This window comes from Camelimonas fluminis (assembly GCF_014656355.1).
GTDB classification, from domain to species: domain Bacteria; phylum Pseudomonadota; class Alphaproteobacteria; order Rhizobiales; family Beijerinckiaceae; genus Camelimonas; species Camelimonas fluminis.
This window is the reverse complement of sequence record NZ_BNCG01000002.1, coordinates 91,635-108,384: the sequence shown is the minus strand read 5'-3', so window position 1 is coordinate 108,384 and position 16,750 is coordinate 91,635. Positions and strand designations below refer to the sequence as shown.

Here is a 16,750-nt window from a genome sequence, read left to right as displayed (position 1 = left end):
GGGGGTCGGGAGGGACCCGCCACCCTCCCGTGAAACATCGGGCGCGATGAATGTTTCACAGGAGGGCAGGTCACCCGCCGAACAGGCGGGCAAGCTCGTGGGCGAGGCGGTCGGGGAGGCGGGCGCGGACGGTGTCGAAGAACGCATTGCGCGTCGCACCGGCGACCATCTCCTCGGGGATGAAAAGCCCCGACTTCTCCCGGGCGATCGGGAGCCGACCGCCAGCGGCGCGCTTGTAGGCGTGGCCGCCGAGCGACAGCGCTTTGCGCCCCGGAAAGCGTCCGCCCTTGAGAAACACGCTGGGAAAAACCCGGCGGCTGTTCCAGGGGGCGGCCGATACGCCGCGCCGCGTCTCACGGGCGAAAAAGAATTTGAGCGAGACGTTGCCGCCCTTGACGGCGATCACGTATGAGCCGCTACCGCCGCCCGTTGGGCCGCCGGAATAGGCCTTGTTGGCCTTGAGGGCGCGCACGATGACCTGCCGCTTGAGGCCCGTCTGGGCGGTCAAAGACCGCGTCATCTGGGTTTTGGCCCGCTCGCCCGTGTGGTTGACTGCCCGCCGCAGGGCATCTGGGGCCTTACTGCCCGCGGCGGCGATCATGTTGCCCAGCCGCAGGTAGTCGGCGGCGTCAACCTTGATCTCGATCACCGCAACACCATGGTTTGGTCATACCTGCTGGCGACGGTCAGGATGCCGGCAACGCTCATGACAACGCCAGCGAGCAGGATGGCTGCCAGCATCAAATTGGCTCCGGTCACATCGCTGCCTCCCGGCCAACAAAAAACCCCGCCCGGATCGCTCCGGCGGGGTGATTTGGACGTATTTGTCTGTGGAGGAATATGCGTCAATGGGGTGAGCGTGTCAAGCATGTTGTAAGTTATTGTTATGTATGTGAAATATCGCCGCTGACTTTTGTGCGGGAAGGGCTGTTTTGTCCCGGGCGGCGATCACGAATCCACGGCGACGCAGGTGCGGAGGGCGGTTGCGGCGAATAAAACGCGAGGCGATCAGCCAGCTTGGCGGCCAGTGCGGACAGGGCGCAGTGCCAGACATGGTATTCGGCGCGCGCTGCAATCACGCTCTCCCACGACGGGCCGGACCGCACCGCGCGCTTGCGACCATGGGCATCGACGCCGCCAGAGGAGGCGGGTCGCGAAGCCGGACGCCGCACATCCGCATAGCACTCCGGCCGCTCGGTGATGCGCGCATGCTGGATCACCAGCACCGACGTCACCGCCTTGCTGACCGGGCGCGCATCCGACCAATCCACGCGGCCGGAGAGGGCAGAGACGCACACAAGGGCCGGGCCGTGGGCGGTATTGCGCACGTCCATGCCGGCGGCGACGATCTCATCCCGCAGCCAGATCCGCACCGCGCCATCGCGCTGCGTCTCGCAAAACATGTCGTCCAGCGCCAGCACCGCGTCATGCACGGTCACCGCGTCGTCGGCGATCTTGGCCCCCATGCTGGTCAGCCAGCGCCCGCTGGACTGCACCCGCACGCCCAGCGCCGCGACGCCGGCCATGTCGCTGGATGACAGCGAGGGCCCGGCCAGATCGCGATCAGCCTGCGCCGCCCAGCGGTCAACCCGTTGCACGCCATAGGCCCAGTGGAGCAACGCCTCGATGTCGATTGTGGTCTTGGCCATGCCATTTGCCCCTGTGCGATGGTTGCGAGGGTTATGCGATAGACGTCAAGCAACCCTCGCGCTCAAATTTGTGTTTTATTTCAGTAGTTTGATTTGTGTTTGCGAGGGTTGCGAGGGTTAAGGTCTATAGTGCGTATAAAAACGACTGATAATTACACCCCGTAACCCCGGTTGCTTATGTATAGGCGCGCGCAACCCTCGCAACCCTCGCGCAACGCCCGCAACCATTTGAAAACACGCGCAAAAACCAGTGCGAGGGTGATGTTTTGTCTATCGCGCGCCCCTCGCGACCCTCGCGCGTTAAATCCGGGCGTGAGCGTCCGTCACCTGTCCAGCGATCCATAGGGGCTGCGGGGCTTGGGCACGTCCACAAGCTCGATCCCAAGCCATTTCCGGACGCGCTTATCCTCACGCCGGAACCCCTTTTTCTTCAGGGCGAGACTAAAAGTCTTTTCCGTCCAAGGTCTTATGGCGTTGGCCTCGCAGAACAGCTTGAAGCCGTCGTACATGTCGCGCGCCTGCACGCTCCTGTCCTCCCGGTCGCGGACGTGGGCGGTGACGAACGCGCCAACAGGGTCCAGGTCCTCCCGGTGCGCCTCTGTCAGCGAGGACACGGCAGGCGGCTCGTGCAGGCCCTCCCGCAGAAAGCGCAGCGCCCCCTCAATGGCCCAATTGAGGATGCCCGGGGCCTCCGCCATCATCTCTCCCACCACCTCTTTGAGCGGTCGCTGCTCATCCGCCGGCACCTTGACCGGCCAGAGCACAAATTTGAGCCGCCGCCAGATGCCGTGGTCGAGCCCGCCGACGTCCGGCAAGTCGTTGCCCGACATAAACGGGATAAACTCCGGCAAAAGGTCGAAAAAACCCTTGTTGAGGTGCCGCACCGGCATGGGCTCGCCGCCGGTCATGGCCTTCACCAACCCCTCGCGTAGCGGCGAATTGCGCGGCAGCTCGGCGATGGCGACAAAGCGCTTGCCGGCCAGTCGCGCGAAATCCGGCGTCGCCTGGTCGCCGCGCCCCTCCAGCGCCCCCGCGATGGATTCCGGCTTCAGCCGGCCCCCATATCCCCCCAAGATCTCCGAAATGATCTCCATGAACACGGATTTGCCGTTGGCGCCGTCCCCATACAGAAAGATCAGCACCTGTGTAGTTGCCCCGCCGAGCAGCGCCCGGCCCACCGCCGTCTGGATAAACCGCCGCACCTCCGCATCCGGCTGAAACCGCTCCAGCCACGCCAAAAACAGGTGCGCCACGGCCTTCGGGTCATAAGTGCAGGGCGATATCTTGGCGATGAGGTGCTCCGGGTTATGCGGCAGCATCTCGACGCTGGCATGGGCGATCATGCGCCGTGCATCCGGGTCCGGACACTCCAGATCCTCCTCGACCCACTTGCGAAATCGCAGCGTCCCGTTGCCCACGTTGAACAACATGTGGTCAGCATCGAGGTCAGCCGGCGCGCACGAACGGTGCGGCAGCGCCTGGGAGATCATGGACATGGTGCGGTTGCGGTTGCCGCTGGAGACGGCAAAGTTGTGCCGGTCGCCGCGGCGCTTGCCGTTGCGCTTTTCGGCGGCCTCGGCGCGGCCCAGCAGGGCCTTGGCCTCCGCCGTTGGCTCGGCGCTGTCATCGGCGCGGATCCGGGCGGCCTCAGCGACCATGCGGGCGTCTGCTGGCGACATGACGATATGGCCGCACTCCAGTTTGATCCGGCGCGCCGTCTCCTGCGCCATGCGCTGCAGCGTCTCGTCGCCCCCGTCCGGGTCCCAATGGGTGCCGCTCCAGATATGGGCGCCGATCTCGCGCACACTGAGCCACCTGTCGCCAAAATGGTTGAGCAGCCGCCGGCCATTGTCGGTGTCGTTTTGATCGAGCAAGGCGCACGCCTGCACCACGGCCGGGTCTGGCTTGCCAAATGGCGAGGGTCCGCCATCCCCGTCACCGCCGTCATCCGGTGGCTGCGGAGGGCCGCCGCCGTCCAAATCGTCAGTGGCGTATGGCTCGGCATTGTCGACCAGATCGACAATGCCTTTCATGGCGTCGTCGCTCATGCCGGGAATCCCTTATCAGCAAGGGTTCCGGTGGGGCTGATCGACTTCCGGTCGATATTGGTGAGGGCGGCGCGCCCAGCATCAGTGATGTGGTAGGCCGGAGCGGCGAGGCCCTTGGCGACCAGCGTTTCAAGGCACGCAGCAACCCACGCGCCCCAGTCCCGTTCAATCTCGCCAGCCAGCATGCGCAGGGCATCGATCTCGTATTCGTTCAGGTCACTGGCCATCGTCGCCTCCCTTACTCGCAAGGGCTTCGGTGGGGCGGCTGGCGATCTTCGCGGCGTCCCGATAGGCCACGCATTTTCCGCGAAAATACGATCGCGCCAGTTCGCCGTACCGTTGGTTTTCTTCGAGATTGGCGTATTTCTCGGCCTTAGCTTTCAGGGCGTCCGCCAGTTCCTCGCGCTCTGTGCTGTCATTCATGGTGCCACCCCATCAAACTTGCTCGCCTCATTGCCCCATCCGTCCCAGCCGGGCCGTCGCTGGCGCGCGAAAATGTCGGCGCGGCGCAACCCGGGCGCCACGGCCTCGATGAGCGCATAGGCCTCGTCGGGCTTGCGCGAGTGCTCCCGCGCCACGCCGTCGACCAGCGCCTCGTCTATCGTCCCGATGAGGTTGGAGACGCCGGGTCCGCGCGCGCCGGAATCCTTGAGCGCGCCGATCAAAAACGGCTCGCAGACGCTGCGCAGAACATAGCCCGTCCCCCAGCGTAGCTTGCCGCTGGCGGTGCGCTTGGCCCATGCGCCGCCGGTCACCGGCTTGACGCCCCAGGCGCGCATCACGGCGGCCTGCCGGTCAAACAGCGGCCACGTGCACCACATCATCATCACGCCGCCCGTCGCCAGCAGATCGCCAGCGCGCAGCGCCTCGATGTCGTCAAACGACATGGTGTCGTATTGGGCTTCGGGAGATTTGGCCTGCCCGGCGGCGGAGTACGTCTCCCACGGCCACGGCGGGTCAATCATCACCACGTCATAGGCAAATGGCTGCAGGTCAATCACGCCGCCGCCTCCATCAGTAAATTGTTGAAATCCTTGCCATCCGGCGCAAAAGCGCGGCGGATATCGCGGCCCAGGCGCGCATAACGGCGCGCGGCGCGTTGCAGCGTCGTCTCCGTCAAAAAGCGGTCACTGTCGCCGTCGCCCAGCAGCAGCACGCGCGCGACGCTGTCCGGCACGGGTATGGCGCGGGCGTCCATGTCCGGTACGGGACCAGGGATGCGCAGGGGGCTGCCGTCCGGCCGTCTGGCGGTCGGGTGCGGCGCGAGGCCGGCCGCATGCCCGCCCAGATTGCCGAGGTCGACGGATGACCAAAACGCAATGCCATCCAGATCGCGCCCAACGGCGGCCATCGCGGTCCACACGGAGAGCACCGTCTCGATGCCCTCGCCAATCACCAGGGCGATCGGGGAGGCGCAGCGGATCAGCTCGATGCGCCCGCCAACCTTGACACCGCGCACCTTTTTGGCGGGCAGCGCCTCGCCGGTGTCCGGGTCGAGGATCATCGCCTTGCCCTTGGGCTGCGCCAGATCAATCCAGGTGATGTGCAGGCCAGAAAACGCCCCATCCGGCCCGACGATCGGCGCCAGCATGGCCGGGCCCCGATGCACCACGCGCGCGCGGTCTTTGTCAGGCCGCCCGGGCCGGGCCTCGCGCCCGTGGTAATAGGGCATGTCCTCGACCGCGCGCAGGCGGTTGCTCATCAACTGCCAGATGCCGCGTCGCGCCAGATAGCCCGCGATCGATGGCGACGATGGCGGCGCGGCCCGCTGCCAGATGTCATACAGGCGGCGGCGCTCGGTCTCGGCGCGCCGCGCCGCCGTCCGGGCGCGTTCCGCCTCCCGCGCCCGGCGCTCGGCCGCCCGCTGGCGCTCCAGCTCGGGGTCAACAGCCTCGGCCCCGCCGCCCAGCCGCTCGACAGCGCCGCGAAAATCGCAGCCGTCGCGCAGCTCGACAAAGCGGATGACGTCGCCGCCAGCCTGGCAGACGGCGCAAACAAAGGTGTTGGTGTCCAGCCGGATCTCAAAGCGTTGGCCACGGTCGCTGCCGCCGCAAAACGGGCAAGGGCCAGTCAGCCCGCGCCCCATGCGGCTGGCGCGCAGCGGTACGCCGGCAATGTCGGCAATGCGCTTTTCGGACCGGATGCGATCGATTTCGGATTGGGCGATGCGGGCCATCATGCAGGCTCCGCTGCTGATGGTGGCGCATAGTTGGCCCGCAAATGGTCCAGGCGCTTGTCTGATGGGTCGATCAGCGCTTGGCAGAAAGCCTTGAGCAACAGGCTAACTTCTGCGCCGCCACGGGCGATTGGCGGCGCGTCGTCAAAAGCCTGGGCGCCGAAACTGGCCGCCAGCAGCAGGTGCTCAAAACTGGCTCGGTCTGCGGGGCTCTGGAGGGCGCCATCCATAAAGGCGTCGTATGTGGCCAACATCGACATTGCGGCCGCCGCCCAAAGAGACATGGGCGCGTTGACGACAGGATCGCCCGCCGGATTATCAGCAACGGGGGCTGGTGATGACGGGGCGGAGATCAGCCAGATAGCCATGTCAGCAGCGTCTGAAAGCAGTGCCTTCATCGGCTCGGTGCCGGCTTGCTTGGCCGCTTGGTGCAGTTCTTCGATCACCTCGTAAACGGCTTCCATGTGCCAATCGCCGGTAGCCGCTTGCCCATCCACCGCACTGGCGGCAACGGGGTTTGGCGGGGCGGTGTAGAAGGGCGTGACGACGTACCCTTGCTTCAGCCATTGGCCGGCTAAATCCGCCTTGTCGGTCACGGACGGGCAACCGGCAGGAGACCGAATTTCCCAGCGAGCGGCCGCCGGCTCCGGCGCCCGCGCGGGAAGGGCGGCGTCAAGTTTGGCCAGCAAAGCCGCGTAGACCTGGTGCGCATCCTGATAATCCCAGTAGCGCGCACCGCGAGAAGCGGCCTGCGCCAGAAGCAGCGGAATGATCCGGTCATCGTCCAAGCTGCCGTCAGTCGGCTCAACGATGCTGGTTTCCGGGGTGGTGGTCATGCTCAGGCCTCCCGCATCGCACTACGGATCAAATCCGAAAAATCCCCGCCCCAGATGTCGTTGCCGCGCAGGGCGCGGGAGACAGTGGCGCGGCTCAGGTGTAGCGCGCGGGCAATCGCGTGCTGTGGCCAGCCAACCTCCTGGAGGCGGCGCGCGGCCCGGTGCAGGCGCGCCATGTTGCGGCGCGGCACGACCACCAGCCTGCGGCGGCGGGTCCGGGACATCACCCCGTCACCGCCGGAAGTGCGCGACATTGGCCGCGGCGACGCCGTGCAGGCGCCCGCGCCAGTTGTAGGGCAGTAGGTCGCGCGGATCCTCGGCGACATCGGGATACTCCCGGTCGCAATGGGCGCGCAGATCGGCGAGGTGCGCCTCGCTGGAGTCGATCATCCGCTGCACGGCGGCGCTGACATACAGGCGCTCCTGTTCGGGCAGCTCATCAATGGCAAAGTCAGGCGTGCGCATGGGGCGTTCCCTACTTATTGGCGACGACGGAAAGCTTGCGGGTCAGGCCGGTCAGCACGTCCTGGTGCTCGGCGGCTTTGGCGAGCACGCGCTTGGCCTCGGCGGGCGTCACGACGCCATCAGCGAGAGACGTGGACAGCTCGCCGGCGGTTTGCGCGGCGGTGCCCGTGATCTTGACCAGATCGGCGACAAAGCATTCGCCGGCCGCCTCATCGTCGGCGATGGGCGTGAGCCGGTGACTGCTGAGCTGCGCCAGCGCCCGCGAAACAATGGGTTTTTGGGAGAGGTATTCGAGCTGAAAAATCACCTCGAGGGGCGGCAGCTCGCCATAGGCGTCGCCCTGCCAGCGGCTGATCGTGCCGGCCGATGCGCCGGTGATTTGCGCCACCCGCTGCGCCGGCGTTGAGCCCGGCGCGGCCATGGCGAGGATCTGGGCCCGCACAGCGGCTTTGATCAAAGAAAAGAGGCCATCAGGCAAAGCATCAGCGATCACGAAAAATCCCCCTTTGGATTTTCGTTCCGAAAACTGGTTTTGGCGGGCAGGGTCAGCGCATCAGATCAGCGCGAGGCGATCACGGGGGAGCACGGGAATGTCGGACAAGCCACACGCCAACGGACACCATCCAGATGGACGGGCGCCCAAGCCACAGCGCCGCCAGGGCGACGCCGTCGCCCCAAACGATGCCAGCGCGCACAAGGGCGTGGCCGATGCGGGTCCCCATCCGGCGATGTTGGCCCTGCGCGATGCGGTGCAAAGGCTGGAGACGATCAGACGACGTCATGCGGTGACCTCCGGCGCAGATGCGCCAACCGGTGGGCGGAACAGGTCGGGACGCAACTCGTAGTCCGGAATCCCGGTCACCCGCTCGATATCGCGCACGCGATTGGCGGGGATCTGTTTCCAGGAATGCAGGGACGGGTGTTTGACCCCAATCTCGCTTGCGAGCTTGGTGATCCCTCCTGCTTTCTCAGCGGCGCGTTTGACGATATCCAACATGGTGGAAGGAAAGTAGGCAATGCCTACCTACAATGTCAATAGCAATGTAGGTGACACGCTAGGTAGGATGAACCTACATTCCGGCATGTCATTGGGAAATCGCATAAAACAGGCGCGCCTCAGGGCGAAATTGACCCAGCAGCAGGTCGCCGATCACTTTGGCATTGCCCGGGTGTCAGTGACCCAGTGGGAGAGTGAGCGCGCGCGCCCAGACCCTCGCAAACTGATAGGCCTTACCGAACTATTCGGGGTGACGATCGGGTACTTGTTGCAAGGGGATCCACTGCCGGATGACCCCGAACCCGTTGCAAAGCCTGTCGAACAGCCGCCAATCATTATCAGACCCGCAGAGATGTCGCCGCTCGTGCCAGCGCCAGACATGAGCGATCAGCGCCTGCCAGTGCTCGGCGTCGGTCGGGGCGGTGATGACGGCCGATTTGCGTTTAACGGCGAGACGGTTGAGTACGTGGCCCGCCCTCCAAATCTGGTGGGGGTCAAACACGCCTATGCAATCTATGTTGTGGGTGAAAGCATGGTGCCGCGTTACCGGCCGGGCGAACTCGTCTGGGTCAACCCGAACAAGCCTGCGGACCGCTACGATGATGTGGTTGTCCAGCTACATACAAACGACCCAGATGCTCCGCCCGAAGGCCTTATAAAAGAATTTCGGGCGTGGACACCAGAAAAACTGCATCTGTGGCAATACAACCCTCAAGGTGAAGTTGTATTTGAACGAAAGCTTGTAAAGCGGGTGCATGTTATCGTCGGGTCATTGAGGTACTGAACTGTAGCGTGTATGGGGGCGGGGGTAAAATGTTGCGCGCGGCTGGATGTATTGTTATTGCAATCGCGATGTCTGCGGCCAGCGCTGCGGCGCAAGAGTTGTCGCAGCAGCAGAAAAATGCTGTCAATCACATAGCCCAAGTTGTCGCTACCGAATCCTATTGCAATGAATATCGGGCCAATGCACGTGCAATCAACGCTCTTGCTAAAGTCTATAGTATTGATTTGGATGCCCAGTATATCCGCAATGTAACCGCGCTATTGGCGGCAAACCACCTCAACGGGCTCAAGGCCGCAGGTAAGCAGGTGGGGTGCCTCACGGCTTGGGGGCTGTACGGGCCGGGCGGCGAAAACGTCCCAAACTTACTTGTAAAGCGATAAATCAAGCCACGCGCTCCAACGCGAGCACTGCGGCATCCGGCACGCTCCCAGCGATGCGGATAATCTCGGCATCGCCCCACTCGCCCAGCGCCCAGCTGCCCGTGCGCGAAAAGGCGATGGCTCCGCACCATCCATCCCTCAGGAACGATGCCCGCCGGTCAGCATCCTGCAGATCCCTTGCCTCAATGGCATCAAGCGGGATCACAGTCCTGCCATTGGAAGCAAGGGCGTACGGCTGCACCACGTAGTACGTTATCAACTCCATTTTACGCCCCCCTTGCGTGGAACAAAATGTGAACACACGCGACGGAAGGAGTCAAATTGAGCCAAGGTAGGCAACAGCTACTTTCGTGTTGACAACGAAGGTAGGCAATGCCTACTAATAATCAATGCTACCTACATCAGGAGGCGTTGATGCTCTCGACCACCCGCAAACAGACCCGATTCGCCACCCACGACGGCCACATCTGGCCGCAGCCGCGCCAGCGCATGACGGACGCCAGGGCAATCCGCAAGCGCATGGCCGAGGAGGTGAAGGCGGAGATCAACCGCGCCGGCGCCGACGCCACGATCAGCGCTGACGATTTCCGGCGGCTTGGCTGGACTGACGGGCAGATCAACCTGCACGCCGCCGCCGCCATCGACGCCGCCACCGCTGGCAAGCGGAGGGACGCGGCATGAGCGAGCAGCTCACCGAATTCGAGCAGGCAATTAGCAAGATGGCTTCCCGCGAACTTGCGGCGGTGGCCGGCGATTTCAAGCGACAGGCCGGTGTCGTCTTGGCTCTCGCGAGGACGCTTGGTGACGTTGTCGGGGCGTGTTCGGCCGGAAACGTGACAGGTGTCGAGGTCCTGCTTAGCGACAGCTACTGTCATGCGCACGCCGCGGCAGTCGGCATGGCGGGCAACGTCAAGCGCCTCCTGGATAGGGGGGTCCATTGATGCACGCCCTTTCCCGCGCCGCCGCCGAGCTGGCCGCTCTCACCCTGTTTGTCGCCAACATCGCCCTGTGGGGCGGCATCGCAGCGGGGGCGCTATGAGCACCCTCGCGCGCCTCGCCATCATTGGCCTCGCCACGCTTGCCTGTCTCGCCGTCCTCGTGATCGGCGGCGCCGGCGGCGCGGCCAGCCCGCATCAGATCATCGCCGGCTTTGCCGCCGGCCTCGCGGTGCCCGCCGTCCTCATCATCGCCAACCTTGTCCAGCGCGCCGGCCGCCGCCGGCACGCGCCGGAATTTCGCGGCGACCAGATCTCCGGAGACTATCCATGACGTGGATCCAGACCAGCAAGGGCAGGGCGTTTGACCTGCTCAACCCCACGCCGGAGATGGTCGACCTCAAGGTCGACGTGGCCGAGGCGCTGGCGCGCATTCCGCGCTTTGGCGGCCATGTCATGAGCGGCCCCTATTCGGTGGCGCAGCACTGTGTGGTGGGCGCCGACTATCTGATGCAGCAGACCCGCGACAAGACTCTCGCCGCCGCGTTTTTGTTGCACGACGCCCATGAGGCCTACATCGGCGATATGACCTCGCCAGTGGTGCAGGCCATCAGCGCCCGCATGGCGACGCCCCGCCTGTTTGGCGTGGTGCTGGGCCTGCTTAAGGATCACCTCGATGCGGCGATCTATGCCGCCGCTGGCATGCGCTGGCCCCTGACGGCGGAGGTCCGTCAGATCATCAAGCAAACCGATCTTGCCCTGCTGCGCACCGAGCGCGACCGGCTGCTCACAAGGCCGCCCCAGCCCTGGCAGGATGAGATCGAGCGCGCCCATCCCCTGCGCCTCGCCAACAAGCTCAAGCCCCAGCCCTGGCCTGACGCCGCCGCCGACTATGTCGACCGACTGAACCGCTACTGCCCGCTGCCCCGCGCTCGCGCGGCCTGACCGCAACCATTTTCCCGGCGTCGGGCAGATGGCCCCGCCGGCAGGAGAAACCCATGAAACGCATCCGCGATGCCCAGACCATCATTGGCATGCTCGAGGGCGGCGAGACCGCCGCCGCGCTTGGCGAGGAGCTGATCGCCACCTTGGCGGCCCTCAAAGAGCACGCGGGCGACCGACCGAAGGCCAAAGCCAAGGGCAAGGTCACTCTCACGCTCAACATCGAGGTCGAGGGCGTGTCTGCAACCATCGGCGCCGAAATCGCCTCCAAGCGGCCCAAGCCGGTGCGCGGCAACTCATTCTTTTTTGTCCTCCAGGACGGATCGCTCAGTGATGAGCACCCGACCCAGGGCGACATGTTTAGCGGCCCGCGCGAAGTCTCGCGCGACCGCGAGATGGCTTGATCAAAACCTTTATGAAGCAAGGGAAAACCATGTCGAACACCAGCCTTTCCGGCGACGCCGTCAAAGAGGTCGCCGCCCTCGTGAAGACGGGCGCTCTAACCGTCACCAACATCACGCCGCCGCTCGGCAGCCATGGCCTCCCGCCGTCAATCCCGGTCGGCATCACCAATGGCGACAAGCCGGAGGCGGTGAGCCTCAAGCCGTTGATCGACCAGTGGCGCCAGCGGCCGGAGCGCAAGACCGGGCAGGCCAAAGTGCTGACGCTGGCCTCCTTTGTCGACCTCACCAACCGGCACAAGACGCGCAACACGGCCATCTTTGCCGATAGCAACTGGCGGGCGCCAAGCCTGACGGCAATCGTGGACTATCACGAGGCCAACGTTAGTGGCGTCGAGGACACTGGGGCAGCAGCGCCAATCGCTGATAATGGCAAACACCGCATCCACTATGCTTTCCCGCTCTCCGAGGAGTGGCAGGTCTGGGTTGACCAGGATGGGGTCAAGATGGGCCAGGCTGATTTCGCGGCGTTTATTGAGGATCATATCGCCGAGCTTGCGTCGCCCACTCCAGAAGAAACGTCCCGGATGCAGGAGATGTTCGCCACAACAGTGGCGTCGCCAGCCAAGCTGGTAGAACTGTCGCGCGGCTTGCAGATCAACGTGGACTCCAAAATCAAAAACCACAGCACGCTGCAATCCGGCGAGATCCAGATGCAGTTCGAGGAGACGCATACCGGCGGTGACGGCCAGCCCATCAAGGTGCCGGGGATGTTCATTCTCTCGATCTCGCCGTTCTTCCGGGGCGAGGTCCTACGGATACCCGTACGGCTGCGGTATCGAGCGGCTTCCGGGTCGATCGTCTGGTTTTTCCAGATGTTCCGGCCGGATCAATACGTGACTGAGCGCGTGGTCAAGGATCTGGCTCGGGCTGCCGAGCAGACAGGCCTGCCCGCCTACGAGGGTGCGCCGGAAATGTCGGCCTGACGCCTGTCGCTTCGCAGGCCGGGCGACGCGCCCGGCCACCCCCACGCCAGCGGGTTACGTCATGCACATCACCATAGAGCGCGCCAATCTCGTCAAGCCGCTGGACATGCTCGGGCGGGTTGTCGAGCGACGCAACACCATCCCGATCCTGTCGAACCTGCTGTTGCGGGCCGCCGGCGGCAAGCTGTCCATCAGCGCCACCGATCTCGACATGTCGGCCACGGCAACCGTGGCTGCGGAGATCCACAAGCCCGGCGCCATCACGGTGCCCGCGCTGACCCTCAAAGACATCGTCCGCAAGCTGCCGGATGGCTGCCAGGCGGATCTGCGCCTGTCCGACGACGGCAACCAGATGACCATCCGCGCCGGCCGCTCGCGCTTTGTCCTGCACGCGCTGCCCGAAGCGGACTGGCCGGATATGGGACGGCCGGACGACGGCGCGGAATTTGAGGTGATGGGCGTCGAGATCGAAAACATGCTGCAGGGCGTCGACTTCGCCATATCGACCGAGGAGACGCGCTATTACCTCAACGGCGTCTATCTGCATGCGGCGCCCGAGGCTGATGGCTCGACCTTGCGCGGCGTCGCGACGGACGGGCACCGCCTGGCCATGCGCGACGTAACGGCAAACGCCGCCGTCGCCGCCATACCCAGCGTGATCGTGCCCCGCAAGGCCGTGGCCGAGCTGCACAAGCTGGCGGCGGATCGCCCGGCGTCAGTCATGCAGGTGGTGGTGTCCGCCAACAAGATGACCGTCACCTGCGGCGACATCAGCCTGACAACCAAGCTGATCGACGGGAGCTATCCGGACTATCGCCGCGTCGTCCCGCAACACAATCCGCACAAAGGCACGCTGTTTCGCGCTGCGCTGCAACAGGCCGTCGATCGCGTCGCCACGGTCGCCGAGGGCAAATCCCGCGCCATCAAGTTTGCCTTTTCCGACGCCGGCCTGACGCTCTCGGTCACCAGCCCGGACACAGGCCAGGCCGAGGAGGCGATCGATTGCGACTACAGCGGCGACCCCGTCGATATCGGCTTTAACGCCGCCTACGTCCGCGATCTCCTCGCAGTGGTCGATGCTGACCGCGTCGAGATCGCCCTCGCTGACGGCGGCTCGCCGGCGCTCTGGCGTGGCCTCAGCAACGAGGCCGAGGGCCATACCCTTGTGCTGATGCCGATGAGGGTCTGAGCATGATGTGCGGGACCTGCGGCGGCTTGATGCGCGTTATCGATTCTCGCCCGCGCGTATGGCGCGGACGGGAAATCACCTATCGCCGCCGCGCCTGCGACGACTGCGGCCAGCGCGAAACCACTTACGAGATCCCGGAGCAGTCCCTCGCCGACGCCATCACCGAGGCCGGCGGCACATGGCGGCGCCCGACTTTGACGGAGGCAGGGGGATGACAGCCACCCATGGGCCACAGCCACCGCGGCAAGCATCAATCCGATTTGCTGTCGACCCCGGCGATGTCCCGCCAGAAAAAGCGGCCCGCCGCCTCCATCTGACAGCGGCCGAATTTGATGCGGCTTTGCCAAGGCTGCTTGCCCGCGGCTTTCCAGCGCCGGACCCGACTACCGGGATGTTCGACCTGGAAGCAATTGACCGATGGCGCAAGGCGCGGAATCGCAAGCTTTTCCCGGAGCTTGGCGAGACACCGCCGGAGCCAACTACGCCGAAACCATCGATCGGAGAAAAATTCCGTGAAGCGCAACGGGCGACCGAAGGCCGGCGTCGGCAAGGTTGATCTGCCGCTCTATGTAAGCGGATATCGCAACCGGGCCGGGCGCGCCTATTACTATTACCAGCGCTACCGCGGGACAGACCGGGTGTGGCCGCGCCTGCCAATGCCGTTTACGCCTCATGACCCAGAGTTTTGGTTAAGGGCGGCGCAATATGAGCGCCTGGATGCAATCTGCGAAGCCGGCGAATTATCGTTTGGCCACACCGGTCACGCCGGGCAGCGCAGGCCGCTGCCGCATCCAGCCAAAGATCCGGCGGGATTTCTGACGGCGTTGGCAGAGGCGCACGCGCTATACGAGCGCGAAAAAGCCGGAGACCACAAGACTTTCGGCGCGCTTATTGACCTGTTTACGCAGCATGCGGCGTATCAGTCTCTCAAGCCAAAGACCCGCCAGGAGTATGACCGCTATCTGGATATGATTCGGGGCGTGTGTGGCGACGACGCCGTGCGGGATCTGACGACTGTCGATGCGCAACAAGCCATCGACACGTTTCAGGATCGGCCGGCGACAGCGCGTTTTTTTCGGGCGGTGCTCATGCGCCTTGTCGATTTTGGCATTCCGCGCGGATACGCCGATGCCAATGTGGTGGACAAAACCGAAAAGGTCGGCGCCGACAGCACGCCTTACAAGCCTTGGCCAGAGTGGGCTTTCGAGCTGTTTTTTGAGCACGCCAGAATCGGCCTGCATCTGCCAGTCTACTCAGCGCTCTATACCGGGCAGAGGTCTATCGACGTAATCGGCATGTTGCGACCGGCGCCCGAGGCCGAGGCCATCGAGCTTGTCACCCATAAGACCGGCGGCAACGTCTGGGCGCCCATACACTCCGAGTATCGGGATATCCTCGTGGCAACCCATACCGATACAGCCCTGTTGCACCTGCGCGAGGACGGCGAGGCGTGGACGCTCGCTGGATTTCGGACGGCCTGGCAACGCGAACTGTCATATGGCCAATGCGATCCGCAAAAATCCCCTGCAACGCGACAGGCAGAAGCGAAACGCGAGGCAGCGGATAATCCTGCAAGGGCGGCCGCGATGACGCGCATCCGCGAGGCCGGCCTGGTATTTCACGGGCTCCGGAAAAACTCGGTCTGCATGCTGTTGGAGGCCGGCTGCACCGAGACGGAGGTCTCGCGGCTCGTGGAGATGAGCGAGCAGATGGTGCGGCACTATTCGCGGGATATTGATGCCCGCAGGGTCGCCAAAAGCGCGATGCGCAAGCTTGAGGACGGATGGTCTGACATCCGCTCAACTGTGCTTGGCAAGGCTCGCAACCGGTTGACCGAGGGCTGAGACGAGGGGGTTTGCAAACACGCATGCTTATTTGCAAACCAGACGCCATTTTCGCGATACGCAGTAGCCGGATTAAACCTGCGATATCAAGGCAATGGTGGTGAGCGCGCAGGGATTCGAACCCTGGACCTACTGATTAAAAGTCAGTTGCTCTACCGGCTGAGCTACGCGCTCTCACGTTCGCGGTGATATGCGCAGATAGCGTTGTGGTCAACCGCCCTGCAGCACAGTCCCCAACCAATACGGGTGAATCCCTGCCGTCGATGGCGGGAAAACCGGTTGACGGCAAACCGGCGGGCGGCCGGCCCCGGTTACCGCGGCGGGATTTCGGCTCCCTGGCGCTTCCGGTTGAGGTCTGCCCGGGGCATCCCAATGGGGCGACGCGGCGACACTTGCTGGCGCATGTCGCCGAACAGCGCGTCGTCAAACGACTTCGACGGCGCGAAATGTGGGTCGAACGCCGGAACGGCCGGACGCCGGTCGGGGCGTGGGAAGGCGCGAAGATCATTGCTCATGACATCTGGTTATCGCTGCGTCAGCAAACGAAGCGTAAATCAGCCTGTCACGGAGGCGTGAGGCGCAAGCCGCGCGGCGATCTTCCAGCCGCCATGGTTAGCAGAGACTTTCAGTCGCCTGAGGCGCGCGCAAACAGAAGCCCCGCCCTGGGGGCGGGGCTGGGCGGGTTACCAATGCCGGTGATGGCGGTGGCCATAGGCATGCCCACGCGCGTGCGGCGGGGGGCCATAGTGGCGGTGATGATAGCGTGGCGGCGGCCGGTGATAGTGACGATAGTAGGGCGGCGGCCGGTGATAATGCGGGCGGTGATGGTGATGGTAGTACTGCGCCTGAGCGACCGGGAGGCCAACGCCTGACGCCGCGACAGAACCAACCGGCGTTGGCGCAGCCTGGGCGGCGCCGACGCCCATGGCGAGCGCCGCTCCAAAGATTGCTCCGAATATCGCTTTCATATCTTGCTCCAGCTGCAGCCAGACGCGAGCGGGCGCGCCGCGCCCAGGCCCCGTCCGGCCTATGGATCTGGTTGCATTCGACTCAAATGCAATCGCCAGGGTGGCGAAGCGCGGCGCCCATTCCAGGGCGCCGTCGGAATTGTGAAGACC

Annotated in this window: 26 protein-coding genes and 1 tRNA gene; 11 read left to right on the top strand and 16 right to left on the bottom strand. The window is 64.5% G+C overall.

Going from position 1 to position 16,750, the window contains the following annotated elements; all coding sequences use genetic code 11:
* Positions 1–70 precede the first annotated feature (70 nt).
* The 13 genes from IE243_RS03850 to IE243_RS03790 form a co-directional block, all read right to left on the bottom strand.
* Entirely contained in the window at positions 71–649 is a 579-nt protein-coding gene (locus IE243_RS03850) for a hypothetical protein (RefSeq protein ID WP_244642742.1), read from the bottom strand.
* 235 nt (positions 650–884) lie between these two features.
* A complete protein-coding gene (locus IE243_RS03845; protein ID WP_191318031.1) occupies positions 885–1,649 on the bottom strand; it encodes a hypothetical protein in 765 nt (254 codons plus the stop codon).
* 323 nt (positions 1,650–1,972) lie between these two features.
* Positions 1,973–3,697, bottom strand: a complete 1,725-nt coding sequence (locus IE243_RS03840; protein WP_191318030.1) for a DNA primase family protein — start codon at positions 3,695–3,697, stop codon at positions 1,973–1,975.
* A complete protein-coding gene (locus IE243_RS03835) occupies positions 3,694–3,924 on the bottom strand; it encodes a hypothetical protein (RefSeq protein WP_191318029.1) in 231 nt (76 codons plus the stop codon). The genes IE243_RS03840 and IE243_RS03835 overlap by 4 nt, the downstream gene beginning before the upstream one ends.
* Positions 3,914–4,120: a hypothetical protein gene (locus tag IE243_RS03830; RefSeq protein ID WP_191318028.1), complete on the bottom strand. Its 207-nt coding sequence runs from the start codon at positions 4,118–4,120 to the stop codon at positions 3,914–3,916. Before IE243_RS03830 ends, IE243_RS03835 begins: the two co-directional genes overlap by 11 nt.
* Complete coding sequence (locus IE243_RS03825; RefSeq protein ID WP_244642741.1) at positions 4,117–4,698, bottom strand: MT-A70 family methyltransferase; 582 nt, start codon at positions 4,696–4,698, stop codon at positions 4,117–4,119. Before IE243_RS03825 ends, IE243_RS03830 begins: the two co-directional genes overlap by 4 nt.
* Positions 4,695–5,876 carry a DUF7146 domain-containing protein gene (locus IE243_RS03820; protein WP_191318027.1) on the bottom strand — a complete coding sequence of 394 codons (1,182 nt, stop codon included), beginning with the start codon at positions 5,874–5,876 and terminating at the stop codon, positions 4,695–4,697. Before IE243_RS03820 ends, IE243_RS03825 begins: the two co-directional genes overlap by 4 nt.
* Entirely contained in the window at positions 5,873–6,709 is an 837-nt protein-coding gene (locus tag IE243_RS03815; RefSeq protein WP_191318026.1) for a hypothetical protein, read from the bottom strand. Before IE243_RS03815 ends, IE243_RS03820 begins: the two co-directional genes overlap by 4 nt.
* Positions 6,710–6,711: 2 nt before the next feature.
* Positions 6,712–6,933 carry a helix-turn-helix domain-containing protein gene (locus IE243_RS03810; RefSeq protein WP_191318025.1) on the bottom strand — a complete coding sequence of 74 codons (222 nt, stop codon included), beginning with the start codon at positions 6,931–6,933 and terminating at the stop codon, positions 6,712–6,714.
* A 7-nt stretch (positions 6,934–6,940) separates the two neighbouring features.
* The gene (locus IE243_RS03805; protein WP_191318024.1) at positions 6,941–7,174 is read right to left on the bottom strand and encodes a hypothetical protein; all 234 of its coding nucleotides are present in this window, start codon (positions 7,172–7,174) and stop codon (positions 6,941–6,943) included.
* A 10-nt stretch (positions 7,175–7,184) separates the two neighbouring features.
* Positions 7,185–7,595, bottom strand: coding sequence for a phage regulatory CII family protein (locus IE243_RS03800; RefSeq protein ID WP_191318023.1), 411 nt, complete (start codon positions 7,593–7,595; stop codon positions 7,185–7,187).
* A 151-nt stretch (positions 7,596–7,746) separates the two neighbouring features.
* On the bottom strand, positions 7,747–7,956 hold the full coding sequence (locus tag IE243_RS03795) for a hypothetical protein (RefSeq protein WP_191318022.1): 210 nt from the start codon (positions 7,954–7,956) through the stop codon (positions 7,747–7,749).
* Positions 7,953–8,171, bottom strand: a complete 219-nt coding sequence (locus IE243_RS03790) for a transcriptional regulator (RefSeq protein ID WP_191318021.1) — start codon at positions 8,169–8,171, stop codon at positions 7,953–7,955. The genes IE243_RS03795 and IE243_RS03790 overlap by 4 nt, the downstream gene beginning before the upstream one ends.
* A 19-nt stretch (positions 8,172–8,190) precedes the next feature.
* On the opposite strand from IE243_RS03790, the gene IE243_RS03785 reads away from it, so the two are divergent.
* Both IE243_RS03785 and IE243_RS03780 read left to right on the top strand, forming a co-directional pair.
* Positions 8,191–8,955: an XRE family transcriptional regulator gene (locus IE243_RS03785; RefSeq protein ID WP_191318020.1), complete on the top strand. Its 765-nt coding sequence runs from the start codon at positions 8,191–8,193 to the stop codon at positions 8,953–8,955.
* Positions 8,956–8,984: 29 nt separating this feature from the next.
* A complete protein-coding gene (locus IE243_RS03780) occupies positions 8,985–9,335 on the top strand; it encodes a hypothetical protein (RefSeq protein WP_191318019.1) in 351 nt (116 codons plus the stop codon).
* A 1-nt stretch (position 9,336) separates the two neighbouring features.
* On the opposite strand, the gene IE243_RS03775 is transcribed toward IE243_RS03780, so the two are convergent.
* Positions 9,337–9,600 (bottom strand): hypothetical protein, encoded by a 264-nt coding sequence (locus IE243_RS03775; RefSeq protein ID WP_191318018.1) that lies wholly within the window; start codon positions 9,598–9,600, stop codon positions 9,337–9,339.
* 149 nt (positions 9,601–9,749) lie between these two features.
* Between IE243_RS03775 and IE243_RS03770 the strand changes: the two genes are divergently transcribed.
* From IE243_RS03770 to IE243_RS03730, 9 genes are all read left to right on the top strand, one after another.
* Positions 9,750–10,016, top strand: a complete 267-nt coding sequence (locus tag IE243_RS03770) for a hypothetical protein (RefSeq protein WP_191318017.1) — start codon at positions 9,750–9,752, stop codon at positions 10,014–10,016.
* The gene (locus IE243_RS03765) at positions 10,013–10,276 is read left to right on the top strand and encodes a hypothetical protein (RefSeq protein WP_191318016.1); all 264 of its coding nucleotides are present in this window, start codon (positions 10,013–10,015) and stop codon (positions 10,274–10,276) included. Before IE243_RS03770 ends, IE243_RS03765 begins: the two co-directional genes overlap by 4 nt.
* A gap of 94 nt (positions 10,277–10,370) precedes the next feature.
* On the top strand, positions 10,371–10,604 hold the full coding sequence (locus tag IE243_RS03760) for a hypothetical protein (protein ID WP_191318015.1): 234 nt from the start codon (positions 10,371–10,373) through the stop codon (positions 10,602–10,604).
* Entirely contained in the window at positions 10,601–11,215 is a 615-nt protein-coding gene (locus tag IE243_RS03755) for a hypothetical protein (protein WP_191318014.1), read from the top strand. Before IE243_RS03760 ends, IE243_RS03755 begins: the two co-directional genes overlap by 4 nt.
* 53 nt (positions 11,216–11,268) lie before the next feature.
* The gene (locus IE243_RS03750; RefSeq protein WP_191318013.1) at positions 11,269–11,616 is read left to right on the top strand and encodes a YfdP family phage-associated protein; all 348 of its coding nucleotides are present in this window, start codon (positions 11,269–11,271) and stop codon (positions 11,614–11,616) included.
* The gene (locus IE243_RS03745) at positions 11,613–12,599 is read left to right on the top strand and encodes a DUF2303 family protein (protein WP_191318012.1); all 987 of its coding nucleotides are present in this window, start codon (positions 11,613–11,615) and stop codon (positions 12,597–12,599) included. Before IE243_RS03750 ends, IE243_RS03745 begins: the two co-directional genes overlap by 4 nt.
* A 61-nt stretch (positions 12,600–12,660) precedes the next feature.
* Positions 12,661–13,788: a DNA polymerase III subunit beta gene (dnaN, locus tag IE243_RS03740; protein WP_191318011.1), complete on the top strand. Its 1,128-nt coding sequence runs from the start codon at positions 12,661–12,663 to the stop codon at positions 13,786–13,788.
* Positions 13,789–13,790: 2 nt separating this feature from the next.
* Complete coding sequence (locus IE243_RS03735) at positions 13,791–14,003, top strand: NrdR family transcriptional regulator (RefSeq protein WP_444542214.1); 213 nt, start codon at positions 13,791–13,793, stop codon at positions 14,001–14,003.
* Between the two features lie 297 nt (positions 14,004–14,300).
* A complete protein-coding gene (locus tag IE243_RS03730) occupies positions 14,301–15,632 on the top strand; it encodes a site-specific integrase (protein ID WP_244642740.1) in 1,332 nt (443 codons plus the stop codon).
* 98 nt (positions 15,633–15,730) lie between these two features.
* Here the strand turns inward: IE243_RS03730 and IE243_RS03725 are convergent.
* Together IE243_RS03725 and IE243_RS03720 are read right to left on the bottom strand one after the other, a co-directional pair.
* A tRNA-Lys gene (locus IE243_RS03725) sits at positions 15,731–15,806 on the bottom strand.
* 509 nt (positions 15,807–16,315) lie between these two features.
* Positions 16,316–16,600, bottom strand: coding sequence for a hypothetical protein (locus IE243_RS03720; RefSeq protein ID WP_191318009.1), 285 nt, complete (start codon positions 16,598–16,600; stop codon positions 16,316–16,318).
* Positions 16,601–16,750: the final 150 nt, after the last annotated feature.

What these genes read in the sequence shown, in the direction of transcription:
- IE243_RS03780 (WP_191318019.1), top strand. Translation starts at nt 8,985, where the DNA reads ATGTTGCGCGCGGCTGGATGTATTGTTATTGCAATCGCGATGTCTGCG.
- IE243_RS03820 (WP_191318027.1), bottom strand. Translation starts at nt 5,876, where the DNA reads ATGATGGCCCGCATCGCCCAATCCGAAATCGATCGCATCCGGTCCGAA.
- IE243_RS03760 (WP_191318015.1), top strand. Translation starts at nt 10,371, where the DNA reads ATGAGCACCCTCGCGCGCCTCGCCATCATTGGCCTCGCCACGCTTGCC.
- IE243_RS03785 (WP_191318020.1), top strand. Translation starts at nt 8,191, where the DNA reads ATGCCTACCTACAATGTCAATAGCAATGTAGGTGACACGCTAGGTAGG.
- IE243_RS03805 (WP_191318024.1), bottom strand. Translation starts at nt 7,174, where the DNA reads ATGCGCACGCCTGACTTTGCCATTGATGAGCTGCCCGAACAGGAGCGC.
- IE243_RS03830 (WP_191318028.1), bottom strand. Translation starts at nt 4,120, where the DNA reads ATGAATGACAGCACAGAGCGCGAGGAACTGGCGGACGCCCTGAAAGCT.
- IE243_RS03750 (WP_191318013.1), top strand. Translation starts at nt 11,269, where the DNA reads ATGAAACGCATCCGCGATGCCCAGACCATCATTGGCATGCTCGAGGGC.
- IE243_RS03840 (WP_191318030.1), bottom strand. Translation starts at nt 3,697, where the DNA reads ATGAGCGACGACGCCATGAAAGGCATTGTCGATCTGGTCGACAATGCC.
- IE243_RS03810 (WP_191318025.1), bottom strand. Translation starts at nt 6,933, where the DNA reads ATGTCCCGGACCCGCCGCCGCAGGCTGGTGGTCGTGCCGCGCCGCAAC.
- IE243_RS03800 (WP_191318023.1), bottom strand. Translation starts at nt 7,595, where the DNA reads ATGGCCGCGCCGGGCTCAACGCCGGCGCAGCGGGTGGCGCAAATCACC.
- IE243_RS03845 (WP_191318031.1), bottom strand. Translation starts at nt 1,649, where the DNA reads ATGGCCAAGACCACAATCGACATCGAGGCGTTGCTCCACTGGGCCTAT.
- IE243_RS03720 (WP_191318009.1), bottom strand. Translation starts at nt 16,600, where the DNA reads ATGAAAGCGATATTCGGAGCAATCTTTGGAGCGGCGCTCGCCATGGGC.
- IE243_RS03815 (WP_191318026.1), bottom strand. Translation starts at nt 6,709, where the DNA reads ATGACCACCACCCCGGAAACCAGCATCGTTGAGCCGACTGACGGCAGC.
- IE243_RS03775 (WP_191318018.1), bottom strand. Translation starts at nt 9,600, where the DNA reads ATGGAGTTGATAACGTACTACGTGGTGCAGCCGTACGCCCTTGCTTCC.
- IE243_RS03755 (WP_191318014.1), top strand. Translation starts at nt 10,601, where the DNA reads ATGACGTGGATCCAGACCAGCAAGGGCAGGGCGTTTGACCTGCTCAAC.
- IE243_RS03790 (WP_191318021.1), bottom strand. Translation starts at nt 8,171, where the DNA reads ATGTTGGATATCGTCAAACGCGCCGCTGAGAAAGCAGGAGGGATCACC.
- IE243_RS03765 (WP_191318016.1), top strand. Translation starts at nt 10,013, where the DNA reads ATGAGCGAGCAGCTCACCGAATTCGAGCAGGCAATTAGCAAGATGGCT.
- IE243_RS03735 (WP_444542214.1), top strand. Translation starts at nt 13,791, where the DNA reads ATGATGTGCGGGACCTGCGGCGGCTTGATGCGCGTTATCGATTCTCGC.
- IE243_RS03795 (WP_191318022.1), bottom strand. Translation starts at nt 7,956, where the DNA reads ATGACGTCGTCTGATCGTCTCCAGCCTTTGCACCGCATCGCGCAGGGC.
- IE243_RS03835 (WP_191318029.1), bottom strand. Translation starts at nt 3,924, where the DNA reads ATGGCCAGTGACCTGAACGAATACGAGATCGATGCCCTGCGCATGCTG.
- dnaN (WP_191318011.1), top strand. Translation starts at nt 12,661, where the DNA reads ATGCACATCACCATAGAGCGCGCCAATCTCGTCAAGCCGCTGGACATG.
- IE243_RS03770 (WP_191318017.1), top strand. Translation starts at nt 9,750, where the DNA reads ATGCTCTCGACCACCCGCAAACAGACCCGATTCGCCACCCACGACGGC.